General features: G+C 58.5%; 10 protein-coding genes and 3 pseudogenes. 3 read left to right on the forward strand and 10 right to left on the reverse strand.

Annotated features, from left to right (window positions below):
* The first annotated feature begins 12 nt into the window (after positions 1-12).
* Complete coding sequence (locus tag NKI49_RS24095; protein WP_352604554.1) at positions 13-1,044, forward strand: L-idonate 5-dehydrogenase; 1,032 nt, start codon at positions 13-15, stop codon at positions 1,042-1,044.
* A 39-nt stretch (positions 1,045-1,083) separates the two neighbouring features.
* Here the strand turns inward: NKI49_RS24095 and NKI49_RS24100 are convergent, their stop codons facing one another.
* The 4 genes and pseudogenes from NKI49_RS24100 to NKI49_RS24115 form a co-directional block, all read right to left on the reverse strand.
* Positions 1,084-1,503 carry a GlcG/HbpS family heme-binding protein gene (locus tag NKI49_RS24100; RefSeq protein ID WP_352604595.1) on the reverse strand — a complete coding sequence of 140 codons (420 nt, stop codon included), beginning with the start codon at positions 1,501-1,503 and terminating at the stop codon, positions 1,084-1,086.
* Between the two features lie 37 nt (positions 1,504-1,540).
* On the reverse strand, positions 1,541-2,533 hold the full coding sequence (locus NKI49_RS24105; RefSeq protein WP_352604593.1) for a LacI family DNA-binding transcriptional regulator: 993 nt from the start codon (positions 2,531-2,533) through the stop codon (positions 1,541-1,543).
* Between the two features lie 455 nt (positions 2,534-2,988).
* Positions 2,989-3,545, reverse strand: a pseudogene (locus tag NKI49_RS24110) (type 1 glutamine amidotransferase domain-containing protein); the annotation flags it as partial.
* A 23-nt stretch (positions 3,546-3,568) separates the two neighbouring features.
* Entirely contained in the window at positions 3,569-5,287 is a 1,719-nt protein-coding gene (locus NKI49_RS24115; RefSeq protein WP_352604552.1) for an adenylate/guanylate cyclase domain-containing protein, read from the reverse strand.
* Between the two features lie 363 nt (positions 5,288-5,650).
* Between NKI49_RS24115 and NKI49_RS33450 the strand changes: the two are divergent.
* Positions 5,651-5,830, forward strand: a pseudogene (locus NKI49_RS33450) (IS1595 family transposase); the annotation flags it as partial.
* A 296-nt stretch (positions 5,831-6,126) separates the two neighbouring features.
* Here NKI49_RS33450 and NKI49_RS24125 read toward each other — a convergent pair.
* The 5 genes from NKI49_RS24125 to NKI49_RS24145 form a co-directional block, all read right to left on the reverse strand.
* Positions 6,127-7,185 carry a RelA/SpoT domain-containing protein gene (locus NKI49_RS24125; RefSeq protein ID WP_352604550.1) on the reverse strand — a complete coding sequence of 353 codons (1,059 nt, stop codon included), beginning with the start codon at positions 7,183-7,185 and terminating at the stop codon, positions 6,127-6,129.
* Between the two features lie 370 nt (positions 7,186-7,555).
* Complete coding sequence (locus NKI49_RS24130; RefSeq protein WP_352604548.1) at positions 7,556-8,626, reverse strand: adenylate/guanylate cyclase domain-containing protein; 1,071 nt, start codon at positions 8,624-8,626, stop codon at positions 7,556-7,558.
* Positions 8,627-8,629: 3 nt separating this feature from the next.
* Positions 8,630-9,124 (reverse strand): Rab family GTPase, encoded by a 495-nt coding sequence (locus tag NKI49_RS24135; protein WP_352604546.1) that lies wholly within the window; start codon positions 9,122-9,124, stop codon positions 8,630-8,632.
* A gap of 13 nt (positions 9,125-9,137) precedes the next feature.
* Complete coding sequence (locus NKI49_RS24140; RefSeq protein WP_352604544.1) at positions 9,138-12,203, reverse strand: OmpA family protein; 3,066 nt, start codon at positions 12,201-12,203, stop codon at positions 9,138-9,140.
* 7 nt (positions 12,204-12,210) lie between these two features.
* Positions 12,211-12,876, reverse strand: coding sequence for a hypothetical protein (locus NKI49_RS24145; protein WP_352604542.1), 666 nt, complete (start codon positions 12,874-12,876; stop codon positions 12,211-12,213).
* Between the two features lie 316 nt (positions 12,877-13,192).
* Between NKI49_RS24145 and NKI49_RS24150 the strand changes: the two are divergent.
* Positions 13,193-13,397 (forward strand): annotated as a pseudogene (locus NKI49_RS24150) (DUF5939 domain-containing protein); the annotation flags it as partial.
* Between the two features lie 15 nt (positions 13,398-13,412).
* Here NKI49_RS24150 and NKI49_RS24155 read toward each other — a convergent pair.
* The gene (locus tag NKI49_RS24155) at positions 13,413-14,093 is read right to left on the reverse strand and encodes a redoxin domain-containing protein (RefSeq protein ID WP_352604540.1); all 681 of its coding nucleotides are present in this window, start codon (positions 14,091-14,093) and stop codon (positions 13,413-13,415) included.
* Positions 14,094-14,105: the final 12 nt, after the last annotated feature.

Here is a 14,105-nt window from a genome sequence, read left to right on the forward strand (position 1 = left end):
AAGGATCACATCATGAAGTCGATCGTCATCCACGCGGCAAAAGACCTGCGGATCGAGGAGACCGATCCGGGCGTTCTCGGCGCTGGGCAGGTCGAGATCGCCGTTGAAGCTGGCGGCATCTGCGGCTCGGATCTGCACTATTACAGCCATGGCGGCTTCGGCGCCATCCGCCTTCGTGAACCCATGATCCTTGGCCACGAGGTTGCCGGCACGGTGCGGGTCCTCGGCGACGGCGTCTCCGGCCTCGCTATCGGCGACCGCGTGGCGATCTCGCCCAGCCGGCCCTGCAACACCTGCCTTTACTGCCTGCAAGGCATGCACAACCAGTGTTTGAACATGCGCTTCTACGGCAGCGCCATGCCTATGCCGCATATCCAAGGTGCTTTCCGCCAGCGCTTGTTCGCCGAGGCGTGGCAATGCCACAAAATCGCCGACCACGTTTCCATCAATGAAGCCGCATTTGCGGAGCCCTTCGCGGTGACGCTGCATGCCATGAACCGCGCCGGCTCGCTGCTCGGCAAGCGGGTTCTGGTCACCGGCTGCGGGCCGATCGGCGCGCTATGCATCCTGGCCGCGCGAGCCCACGGGGCACGCGAAATCGTTGCGACGGATGTCACGGACGGCGTGCTGGCGAAGGCGCTGGAGATCGGCGCCGACCGAACGATCAATGTCGCGACCAACAGCGAAAAGCTTGCTGCCTACAATGTCGACAACGGTAGTTTCGACGTGATGTTCGAGGCCTCCGGCAACGAACGCGCGGTGCGTGCAGGGCTCGATGTCCTAAAGCCGCGCGGCGTGCTCTTGCAGCTCGGTCTCGGCGGCGATCTTTCGATCCCACAGAACCTCATCGTTGCCAAGGAGATAGAGATGCGCGGCACTTTCCGTTTCCACGAGGAGTTTGCGCTCGCCGTCGACCTGATCAATCGCCGCCGGGTGGATGTCAAACCGCTACTGACGGGCGTGTATCCCCTGGGTGAGGCGGTTGCGGCTTTCGAGATCGCCGGCGACCGGAACAGATCGATGAAGGTCCAGATTGCGTTCTGACGATCCGCCGACCTTCCGGACCGATATCAGCACACTCGCTTAAACAGCGTCCGCGCCGATCGCCGCCAGCGCGGCGCGAGCCACGTCGAAATCCTGCTCGCTGGTTCCCGAACCGACGCCGATGCCGCCCGCCAGGCGTCCGCCGAAGCGGATCGGCAATCCGCCGGGCAGATTGGTCACGCTGCCCTGTGAGGCTATCCCGGCCGAGAGTGCCGCTTCGAACGCCATGCCGCCGGTGGCAGCGTTTATGGACGCCGCCGTACCCGCCTTAGCCTGTGCAGTGCGCATACTCAGAAAACGCGCCCCGTCCATGCGGAGGCTGGCGAGGGTCTCGCCGCTCGCATCGACGACCACGAGACATTGCGGCACGCCCATGGTGACGGCGCGCGCCGCTCCGGCTGCAACGGCTTTCAACGCGCCCTCATGCGTGAGGGTGATGGTCTCTCGAAACATCGCTATAGGAATGCCCTTCTCTGTTCGAATTTGCGGCGCGAACTCAGGTGCTTTCGCGCTCGACGACGCGATAACCGGTCAGGATGATTTCCTGTTGGTGCTTCTTCTCGCCGCCGCGGATGATCTGGATAAGCCTGCGGGCAGCCTGTCGCCCGATGCCATAGCAGTCCACGTTCACAGTGGTGATCCCGGGATGGCAAAAGGCGGCAACCTCATAGTCGCCAAAGCCGGCGATGGCGATGTCCTGCGGGACCCGCATTCCACGACGCTTGCATTCCATCAGCGCGCCAAAGGCCGAGAGATCGGAAACGCAGAGCACGGCCTCGGTGTCGGGCCAGCGTTCCAGCATGCTGACAACCGCCTGGCCACCTTGTTCGATGGAGATCGGCGGCACGCCGAAGGAGACGAGCCGGCCGGTCGGAAGGCCGAGTTCCTCGATGGCTCTTACGAAGCCTTCACGCCGCTGGCTGCCGCGCGTGTCGCGCGAGGTCGTGCCGCCGATGTAACCGAATTTATGGTAACCTTTCCTGGCGAGCGTCTTGACGAGAAGACCCATAGCCTCTTCGTTGGAGAATCCGACCACCTGATCGATGGGTTTCGCGGGCAACTCCCAGGTTTCGACTACAGGGACGCCCGCGTTTTTAAGAAGGCGGCGGGCGCGCTCCGTATGGGCGCCGCCAGTCAGAATGATGCCTTCCGGCCGCCGACGGAGCATCGCTTCGATCAGCCTTTCCTCCTTCTCGACCGTATAGTCAGTGTAGCCGAGCAGAAGCTGGAGCCCCGTGCTCTCGAGTTCATCCGTAATGCCGCGCGCCGTGTCGGCGAAGTTGGAATTGTTGAGTGATGGAACCATCGCGGCAACAAATCCAGTTTTGCGCGAGGACAGGCTGCCGGCCGATTGGTCGAGCACGTAGCCGAGGTCGTTGACCGCGACCATGATCTTTTCCCGCGTGGCCTTGGAAACGCGACCGCCTTCCTTCAAGGCTCGCGAGACTGTCATGGTCGACACACCCGCCCGCAGCGCCACGTCGACCATCGTCGGGGCGTGGCTCTCGCCCGGCCTCGATGAGGTTGCCTTGGCCATCAGCGCACTCTACCGGCCGGCCGCGCCGGCCTGATCACGGCGAGCGCCAGACATTTGGGCACGAGGTTTATCTGGCGTCCGGCCGCGTTCATGCACCACCTTAGAATCGGATCGACTTCGGTAGTGTTATCGATATCACCGGGAGCTGGCAACAACCCAGGTCGTCATGTCCGCCTTTGGTTCCGGTTTCTGGAGATTTTCCTCCCAATTCGACTTCGATCAGCCCCCGGGGGGCAGGCGAAAGCGGCGGCGGTTTCGGACGCGGCGTAGCAGTGGCGGGCGATGCACGCCTGCCCGAGCATCGTCTGGAGATACACGCCTGAGGCTGGGACCGTGCGAACAGGCGTTCCGTGAGAAGGTGATCTGCCAACGCTGTCCCGTTAGCAGATCACGATGTTTCCAATCGCTCAGGCGGTCTTTGTCTTCATTTGGCTCAGAGGAGCCATAAGTGCCCCCGCTGCCTCACTCGATGATGCCGGGTTCTGACCGGTGATGAGCTGGCCATCGACGACTGTGTGCACGCCCCAGTCCTTGACCTTGGAGAAGACCGCATCGAGGCTGATGAGTTCGTCCTCGACGAGGAACGGCACGACCTGCGTGAGGCCGACAGCCTCTTCCTCGCTGTTGGTGAAGCCGGTCACGTATCGGCCTTGAACGAACAGCGTGCCGTCGGGGTTACGCGACACAGGACGCCCGGTGCATGCCACACGAGGGCGATCGGCTTGCCGGCTGCGATGAAGGATTCGATCAATCTGATCGAATTCGGGTCTTCGGCCAAATCCCATAACGGGCCGTGGCCGCCGGCGTAGAAGACCGCATCGAAGTCCTTCTGGTCGACGTCGTCCAGGCGCACAGTTTCTGCGAGGTGCGCCTTGGCAGCCTGGTCAGCGTTGAAGCGCCGCGTGAGGTCGGTCTGGAACATCGGCTCGTCGCTCTTCGCGTCGAGAGGTGGCTGGCCGGCCTTCGCGATCCAAAGCGATGCGCCCTTTAGTCGGGAAGGCCAGCCTTGTGGTAGCCTTCGACGAAGCGCTGGAGCAATTCCTCGTCGTCGAATGGCTGCGATGTTGCCCAGTACCTGATGCTGAAATGAGGATTGCTCATCATGAAGAATTCCGCCTCCTGATGGGCTTCATCCTGGCGCCCCAGCTGCGCGAGGGCTGCCGCTAGCAAGCGCCGCGACGTGGTGCGGTAGGTTTCCGGCTTGCGTAAAGCATCGACCGCGGATTGATAGTCGCCGAGCGCATAGTAGGCTTGGCCCGCCATCCAATAATACCACCCCGGTGGGCGCGGATTGAGCCGCAATGCCCGCTTCACGAATTCGACGCCTTTGACCGCGTCGCCCCTCAAGGTGATGAGATCCGAGCGCATCGCCCAAGCATCGGCATGATTGGGGTCGAGCTTGAAGGTCGCCTCGAACTCAGCATCCGATTGCGCGAAACGCCGTTCGTGACCAAGTATGATGCCCAGCACCCAGCGGTTCCCGGCATCGTTAGGGTCGAGCGCCACTGCCTGCTGCGCTTCCGCGAGCGAGCGAGGCTGGTTGGCTTCCTTCGGCTCATCCCAGAACAGCCAGCCGAGCCAAAGATTGAGAGCCAGCCAGCTATGTGCTTCGGCATAGTCGGGATCGAGACCAATCGCCTTTTCCAGGAGCATGCAGGCTTCCCGCGCCCCTAACCCGGTCTGAAAACTGACGCCGCGGGCTTGCACGCACAGGTAATAGGCTTCGAGACTCGTCGGCCGTTTGCGCGCCGGCCGTCCGGCCAATCGGCCGACAAGGGCTTCGACGATCTTGGCCGTGACCTCATCCTGCACTGCAAAGATGTCCTCAAGGCTGCTGTCGTAGCGCTCGGCCCAGATATGATCGCCGCCGATTGCGTCGATCAGCTGCGCATTAACGCGCACGCGTCCCGCGGCGCGCCGGGCGCTGCCTTCAACCACATAGCGCACGCCAAGATCACGCGCGGCCAAACGCACATCGACCGACCGCCCCTTGTAAGCAAAGGTCGAGTTGCGCGCGATAACGAAGAGGCCGGCGCAGCGAGATAGGTCGGTGATCAGGTCTTCGGTCAAGCCGTCGACAAAGGTTTCCTGCTCCGGATCGTTGCTCATGTTAGTGAAAGGCAAAACCGCGATAGAGGGCTTGTCGGGCAATTCCAGCGATGCCAGTCGACCGACCGGAGCGGCTCTCGGAAGCTGCAGGTTCACGCGATAGCAGTATATCGGCTCGGCTATATTCTTCACCCGCTGCTCGCCCATAGGCTCGAACGCAAACGCCAGCTTCTGCCTGACCTCCTTGGACACCTTCTCTGAAACGCAGATGCCACTGGGCTCGGCGAGTTGTTGGAGGCGCGAGGCCACGTTCACGCCCTCGCCGTAGCGATCGTCCCCTTCGACGATCACTTCTCCAAGGTTAATTCCGATCCTGACTTCGAAGCGCTGCTCTTCGGCGACGCTCGCGTTACGCTCCGCCATGCCGCGTTGAAGCGTGACCGCGCATTCGACCGCATCCACCACGCTGCCGAACTCCGCCAGCAGGCCGTCTCCCATAAGCTTGAAGATTCGCCCGTGTCGTGTTGCGATTTCCGGCTCGAACAGCTCTTTGCGGCCACGTTTTAGCCGATCGAAGGTGCCCGCTTCATCCGACTCCATGAGCGCCGAGTACCCGACAACATCGATGGCAAGGATGGCAGCGAGCTTCCGCTCCATGTTGGGCCTCAGTTAGGATCGCGACACGCAAGCCGCAGGTCAGAGTAGGATCGGCGCTTCCGGCGTGCTCTTACCGGCCTTTAATACCACAGATCACGGCTCTTGAGACTATGACTCGCGCGACGCTCGGCTCCCCTGCCGCAGCGGAATGCAATGTCGGTTATGGTCCGCTTCGCCGCATCCGGCACGATGAGCAGCCCGGCTGCACGATTCAGAGGCTCGTCCCACAGGCGGGCCATTATCCTTTCGCCGCGCTCGGCACAGGGCCGACGTGCATTACGCCGCCGCGCACTTTTTCCGCAGACGCCGCAACGATGCGCCTAAGCGCCGACGACCAGGAGATCGGCCGATGACAGGCAGGCGCCGACCAAAGAGAAGCGCACCGTTACCACCAAGGTACGGCCCTTCCCCAAGAGCGGCAAGACCTGGCCCGTCGAACGAGCGCGCCATTCTCGGCCTAGTCGAGCGCGGCGGCAATGTTCGCACCTTCCATGTAGTGCAAGCGACCAAAGTCAATGTGGCGGCGCGGTGACTGAGAACGTCTAGTGCAAGGTGAGGCACCCTATGGCGCCTGGCGACCGTCCAAAATACCGCGCCAAAGCCAAAAGGCTGGAAAGTTTAGTCAGCGCAATCCGAGCGGTTCAAGAAAGCCGCTCGTGAGCTAAAGGCCGATGAAAGCGGCAAGATTTCGAACGGGCTTAGGCGAATTCTGCCGAGGAAGGCAGATGGTCCGGCTACTTCAAACGGAAGCGACGCTTAAGGCAACCATAATCGGGCTTTTCGTAGGGCTGGGAGCTATTCCCTGTTGCGGGGCCAGGCTGCATTCGATTAGCCGCCTTTCACACGCAGATTGATGTCAGATTACGAACAAATAAGGAAACGTCTCCGAAGTAATTCGGATACATTTCAACAAGCTTGTCGACCTTATCGACCTCGACCAAGACAGCCTTTGGACCATTGCCCCTTAGCTCGATTTTTCGCTCTATATCTTTCAATGTCCGCGCGCCTAATATAATCGTCCAGAATGGCTTGATGTTCACGTTATGGTCTTGGCGATACTCTATTAAATAGTGTCTAGCTTTTTCCGTTGGCTGTACGAAGCTTTCTGAGTAACTGCTAAGATTATTGATTTCTTCTAGTATGCTTGTCGCACCTATACGCTTGTTGATATCTCGCAATTCTCGCACCCGGTCATTGTGATCCGGAACACCGACATCAACGGGACACTGCTCAATGTGCGCGAATTCCGCCGACATAAGCCGGAAAAGGCGTAGCCAATCCTGGTCCCCCTTTCCGTGCTTCAAATCCTGGCCCCGGAATAGCCCGACAGCCTCAACCGCGGTTGCCCATGAGTGCTGAAGTCTGGTCCGAACTTGCAATTCGATGCGTCGTCCCGCGAAAGCCTCAGTGTCGGCATCTCTGGGTCGGTACTTGAAGACAATATGGTGACTTCGATAGCCGTCCAGCTTCGGCTCATCGATATAGTTGAATTCCCGAGAGTGGATCTCATGGGGGAACTTGTCTTGTATCGATGCGAGAAGGGAACGAACACCGTTGATGTCGGCCATGATCGCTCGGCAACCGCCGATGTCGTTCATGGTGTCCAAATTGGTGGTGGACTCTCGAAGCTTTCGACGAATGGATGCCATACCCTTCGGGCGAGATGCCATGTCGCCCTTCAGTCGGAGGGCTCTCATGTGGTGACCGACAGAGAACCGAACGCTCCGCATCGGCAAAAAGTGCGAGTCGCGCCAGTTGTTGGCGATTGAGTAGATTTCGAGCGCGTCCACGTACTGGCCGACAGTGGTGGCTAGTCCGAACTGAATAGGTTTTGCCAGTCGGTCGCCTGCCTTGCGAACGGCTTTCATGCTGTAGGCAAGGCGCGGGTACTCAGTCATTGGACGCATGCAGTCAAGGTAGTCTGCCTCATTCTGGACTGGCGGGACTACCGCAAGGAATCAGATCTCATGAATCATATCCCGTACGCGAAGTACGATATACGGATCATACTCCTTGCTTGCGGCGACGCTTCAAAGGAGTTTCCCCTACCTCGAAAGACTCTCGCTGACTCCCTGGCCGCCGGCGAAAATGGGAAGCAGACAGATGAGAACTGGTCAGGCGGCTTAAGCCGAGTTCTTTCGCCGGGCCATGGTGTAGGCAAATACTTCGCCGAAAACCTTGGGCGACGGTGGTCGACTGCTTCGCGCACCGCCGCGAACATTCGAAACGATGATGTTTGACGAGCTTTAATGCAATGCGCAGCGCCAATCAGGCCGGGAGCCGCCACATTCGGACGCGACCTGTACCGCGCAATTCCGTTTCCGCGAGTGGCTCGCAGGCAAAATTTGGTCCAAGCAGTTTGCGGGTTGCATCCGAAATACGAATTTCATCGGGCTCCGCGGATGTTTGAATACGTGAGGCGAGATTAACGGTGTCGCCCCACAGGTCATAGGCGAACCGCCTTTTGCCTATGACGCCCGCGACGATTGGTCCTGAGTGAATTCCAATTCTCAGTCTCAGCGGTTCTCCTGCGAAGCGTTCGCGCTTAACGGCCTTGCGCAGCTCAAGTGCATAGCGCGCGAGGGCCTTTGCATGATCGGATCGTGCGGTGGGCAGGCCAGCGACCACCATCACACAATCGCCGATTGTCTTGATCTTTTCGCAGCCGTATCGTTCCGAGAGCCGATCCGCCGCCTTGAAGAAGTAGTTTAAAATTGCGAGCGTCGTCACGGCTCCGACGTTGCGCGCTCTTTCCGTAAAACCGACGATGTCGGCAAAAAGCACACTCACTTCTGCGTGGTTGTCAGCAATTTTTTTGTGAGCTTTTAACCGCTCCGCGATCGACGCCGGAAGAATGTTGAGGAGCAGGGTTTCGGCGCGCTGGTATTCACGCGCCAATCCCTCCTGGCTTTTCCTCAACGCCTCGTTCGTCGTTTGTAATTTCTCGTTGAGTTGACGCTCCCTCTCTTGCAGGAGTGTCATTTCATAAGCCTTTTGTTGAAGCCGCTGCCTATTGTCGCGTTCGGCAGTGGCGTCAAGAAAGAGCAGCCACACGCAGGCATTATCAGCAAAAAAATGAAGGTCCGCGACACGCCCGCTGGGCAGCTCGACCATGGCAATGTGAAACGGAAGCTCCGGGCAAGGCAGCAAACCTTCCATAAATTCAAGCTGCTCGGCAACAGCTTTGCCAATGCGAAGCGATGAGAGTCCGTAATGTTCAACATTTCCGCCCTTAGCAGCTATGCAAAGCTGGGCGTCGATTTTCAAATATGCGACAGAGCGCCCATTGTAGAAGAAATTGAAAATCCAACTTCTGACCTCTCTTGGTAATCCATCCATGGTCTATCTGGTTACCATCGAAGCAAGTTTAAGAAACGCATCATCGACATGCTCACCCGAAAGCGCGCTTGTTAGATAAACTTGCCATCCACGTTGTCTCAGTTCGTTAATTTCACTATCCGGTATTACCCACCGATCGGCCAGATCGGCTTTGTTGAACAGCAATACAAACGGCATAGCACCGAATTCGGCCTCGACCCGCTCACGCAGCGTGAGCGCAGCGGCAAGAGTAGCGGCGCGGGTTCCATCGACGACAAGGACGAGCCCTGTCGCACCTCGCACATGGCTGACGCGGAATGAGCCGATATCGTCTTCGCCGGCCAAATCCCACAAAATCAGATCCACGGTTTTGTCCGGGAGTGCGACACTCTTCTTGTCGATTTTCACTCCCACCGTGGTCAAGTAGGTTTCGGAAAAGATGCTTTGCACGAACCTGCGAACCAGGCTCGTCTTTCCGACAGAGAACCCGCCCAACATACAGATCTTTTTTTGCAACATCTTGGGCTCCGCCCTAATCCAGGTTTACCGTAACCGAAACCCGGCGATTGGTGGAACTCCCAGTTCGACTATTTTCAGGCACCGCCGGTTCAAAGGTGCCCGCGCCCCGAACCAGCAGCAGTTCCGGAGTGACGCCGCGCTTGTTGAGAAGCGCACGAACTGTCTCGGCGCGGGCGGCGCTGATCGACGCGTTGGCCGTCTCACGGCCCGTGGCGTCCGAATGGCCGGTCAACATGAACCGCGCTGTTACGCCTGACTTGCGGGCATCTTGGGCGAATTCCTTTATTTGACCCGCCAATCTGTCGAGAACCGGCATCTGCTCTGGTCCCGGCACAACTTTGCCGGAAGAGAAGAAAATATCCGTCGTCTGGATGGCCTCTCTCAAATGATTGAGTTCTGCAAGGTCCAGCTCATGCAGCTGCGAGACATCCAGAACCACTCCGTCCGCCGAAAGTTGTTCGGCGGCGGCCTGCGCCCGGTTGATCCACGCGGCAGGAGCCTCACCCACGACAGCGATGCGACCTTGGATGATCGAAAGCCGGACCGATTTCGGCGGGGTCAGCGACGCCGTCAGCCGCTTCACCACGAAATTCGGATCAAGGCTCTGATAGAATTGCCACTGTGAATGAACGCGGTCAGGATCAACCTCCGTTCCGGACAGCAGAGCCTGCGGGTCGGCGGCAAGTGGGTCTCTCAGGCCGGAAATGTAGAAATGTCCGCCCCTCGCCGTTTGTTGGGCGACGATGATTCCCGGCTGGGCCTCAAGTCGCGAGACATAATACTGCCAGTGCTCCGCCGCGCGTGCTTCGGGGCTCACATCACGAACCTTGGAGATGTCGAATTCCGGTCCGCCTGCCGAAAGCTGTCGGGCGGCTGCGCGCGCCCGATCTATCCAGGTGTCGGGAGCCTCGCCCTCGGCAACGATGCGACCATTGACGATCGAAAGCCGTACTGTATCCGGCGGATACAGCAACGCCGTCAGCCGCTTCAACACGAACTCCGGCTCAAGGCTCTGATAGAATTGCCACTGTGAATGAACGCGGGCGGGATCGACCTGCATTCCAGACAACAGCGACTGCGGGTCGGCGCCAAGCGGGTCTCTCAGGCCGGCGATATAGAATTGGCCGCCGCGTATCTTTTGTTCTGCAACGATGATGCCCGGCTGAGTCCTCAGTCGCGACACGTAGGCCTGCCAGCGCTCCGCCTCGCGTTCTTCGGGGCTTACGTCGTGGACCCTGGAGATATCGAAGACCGGCCCGCCTGCCGAAAGCTGCTGGGCGGCGGCCTGCGCCCGGTTGATCCACGTGGCAGTAGCCTCACCCTCGGCAACGATGCGATCATTGACGATCGATAGTCGTACTGACTCCGGCGCAGCCAGCGATACCGTCAGCCGCTTCACCACGAACTCCGGCTCAAGGCTCTGATAGAATTGCCATTGTGAATGAACGCGGGCGGGATCGACCTCCGTTCCGGACAGCAGAGCCTGAGGGTCGACGGCAAGCGGGTCTCTCAGGCCGGAAATATAGAATTGTCCGCCCCTCGCCATTTGTTGGGCGACGACGATTCCCGGCTGGGCCTCAAGTCGCGACACATAATCCTGCCAGTGCTCCGCTGCGCGTGCTTCGGGGCTCACATCACGAACCTTGGAGATGTCGAATTCCGGTCCGCCTGCCGAAAGCTGTCGGGCGGCTGCGCGCGCCCGATCTATCCAGGTGTCGGGAGCCTCGCCCTCGGCAACGATGAGATCATTGACGATCGAAAGCCGTACTGTATCCGGCGGATACAGCGACGCCGTCAGCCGCTTCAACACGAACTCCGGCTCAAGGCTCTGATAGAATTGCCACTGTGAATGAACGCGGGCGGGATCGACCTGCGTTGCAGACAACAGCGACTGCGGGTCGGCGCCAAGCGGGTCTCTCAGGCCGGCAATATAGAATTGGCCGCCGCGTATCTTTTGTTCTGCAACGATGATGCCCGGCTGGGTCTCCAGTAGCGACACATAGGCCTGCCAGCGCTGCCCGGATTGCCAGGAAATAAAGAACCAAACGCCTGCCGGAATCAAAACCAGCAGGGCTGCAGCCACCACCAGCCACGGAAATCCCTGGTTTGATTCTTCCTGCTTCAGTTCAACGCAGGTCTGCAACTGCGCCTCTACGCCGGCCAACTGCGAACTGTCGCCGTCAAACTGCTCTAAAGCCTGTGAGCATTCATCATGGATGCGAAGCAAGACATCGCGAACGATTTCATGCAATTCCTCTGGCGGATTTCCTCGGATCACCGAAACCAGGGTGGCAAACGGTCCAACTTCCGACCAGAGACGAAGGTCGCCAAAACGAATAGTGTCCAGGCCGCTCTGTTCTTTCTCGTTGAATGAGTCTTTCACAAAATCTTGAATTGCACTCAGCATAGAAGAAATCAGTTGAGGATCTTCGCTTGTCGCGTTGTCGGCAGTTACATGCGCTATCAAAAGTCCGGAATTTCGGTTAATGAGAAAGACATGCTCTACCCGATATATAAGAGAATGTTTAAGAACAACTTCAGAGAAGCTGGCTCCAGTTCTCCATGATTCAAATCTCCACTTGAGCCCGTGCCAGGTAAATATATGTCTTAAAGTTTCATTCAGCGACTGAAAGGTCTGGTCGATCTTTTCCCCTATCGACTTGCGAATTGCCGGCAGAAACACCGGGTATAATATATCCGTCAGCGTGCGCGGGCTCTTCTGGATAGAACGTTGCACAGCCCTTTCGACAGCTGGCGCAAGGGCCTCGCCGAGTTGCGCATGAGGCGCTCGTGCGGCCGCACTGGGAAGAACGCCGCCCACGGCTGCCGCCAGCTGCTCCGGTTCGTCCAGCAGATGCGTAACTCGTGAAAGCTCTGAAATTTCGCGGCTAACCAGCAACTGGCGCAGCGTTTCCATGCGAGGATCGGCGGTTGGAACTCCGTCGAAACGCGCACGATAATCGGGATCAACGTTCCGGGCAATTTCGATCAAAAGACGAGCCAGAGCCTCGCGATCAATCTCTGTATCGTTCGAGGCTGTTTTTGGCGGAAGGCTGATTGGGTCGACGGTCGACGTCAAGTTCCGATCAACTCACTTTCCAGCTACGCTCCGAGTTGCTCTTGCTGCCGACAGGATCCTGACTTAGACATTTTGCGACCTCGACAAACAGACCCGCCAAAAGATTTCGGTCGGTCTTGACGTTGCTGAGGTCAGCAAACATTTTCTCTATCAGCATCTGAACGCCTTCATTCTTCTGCTTGATTTCCTCACGCAGCAAATGATCGTTTCGATTGATCCGGTCCGAAACGTCGCGCTCAAGCGCGCTCAATTGATCGGACAACGCGCGCACCTGCTTTTCAAGTGCCTGGTTTTGCTCGCGAAGATTCCGGTCAATCTCCTTGTCGGCATCGGCCCGTGAATCTTTTTCGCTCCGCAATTGCGCCGCAAGCGAATCGACCTGCTTCTTTGCATTTGACTCGTACATGTCAAGATTGCGCTTGGCTTCCGATTCGACATCCTTGAAGCGCTGCAACACCCGTTCTTCAAGTTTGGAAAAGCGGCGGTCATAGTCCTGCATCTGGTTGCCGAACAGCAGATCACGTATCTTGTCAACACCTACAGCGTCGCCGGTGGCCCCGCTCTCGCGAGCCTGGCCCGCCATGAAGGCCAGCCCGTTTCCGTCTGCATTACTTGTCAGATTTCCGTCCGCTTTATTTGCCGAAGAAGCGGTACTCGAAGAATCCTTAGCCATCCTGACGCCCCATTGACCAGAACAAAACTCGAAACAAGAAATTATGTCAGACAAACATCAGGCCGGCAAGCCGGAATCCTCTTGGCACAAGTCGATTTCACGCGCCCCTTGTTCGTCTTTTGGGCATTGCGCAACCTACGATTGAGGTCGCTCTAGTATCTATTTTTGATAACGGAAATGGCCGGCAAATCCAATTGACCGCTCGACCAATCTCCGCACAAATGAGTAGTGCCTCGTTATATGTGATGAGGTGAAGATGAAGGCGCGTCATCTAAAAAATTTGAAACGCTTATCGGAGCGGCGACGCCAGCCGCGCTACCGTTTCAATGCACTGGCCTTCGCCCGCGACCGCGCAATCGCCGAGCCTGAAGCAATCGACCTCTTCCTTCACGCGGCCCGCTGCGGCCTGTTCGATATGAGCTACGTGCTCTGTCCCCAATCGGGGATGGTGCTCAATAATTTCGGCGCCCTGCGCACGCTGCAGAAGCATTACGTCGGGCCTGTGCGACGCATCGCCGGAACATACCCCTTGGCCTCTATTGGGCGACTTGGGACACTGCTGACATCAATTCCTGCGGGTTGGGGGCTCCAAACATGTATCGCCCACCCTCAGGAACCTCCGTGAAGCTCCAGCGGACGATCCCCTGCCGGTCCAGTAAGAACTGGCCTATCAGTTGTCCGTGTCCCGTTGCCATCATCTGCTCGTCGGCTTCGGTCACTTCGTAATTGTCCTTCTTGCCGAGGAATTCGCTGGCCGCAAAAGGATCCATAGGACCAGGCAACTCGCCTGGTAGGTCGACCCGCATATCCTTTGCCATTGCCATCGAGACCCTGTACGGCCAATTCGTCTCGTTCTCGGTGAATTCGAGATTGGGCAGTCCAAAAGCACGATGTGAAGCGCGTTCAGGGTCGGAGGCCGTAAGCAGATTTGGCATCGGGTGGTAGCGGAAATAGAGACGCGCCCGTTCGATCGGCGTGTTGACCACCGTCAGGCTCTGCACGCCCTTTTCACGCAGCTCCGGATCAAGCCGTGCCTGGGCGGCGATATGGCGCCGGCAAAACGCACAATGCAGACCTCGAAACAGGCCAACCAGCACCGGTTTTTGTCCGCGAAAGTCATCAAGCGCGATTTTGCCTTCCTGGGAAATGGCGTCGAGTACCACGTTTGGCGCCCGGTCGCCCGGTTGAAGCGGTACCAAGTCACTACGCGCGGACATTCCAACCTCCAA

Source organism: Mesorhizobium sp. M0587, assembly GCF_040320945.1.
Taxonomy (GTDB): domain Bacteria; phylum Pseudomonadota; class Alphaproteobacteria; order Rhizobiales; family Rhizobiaceae; genus Mesorhizobium.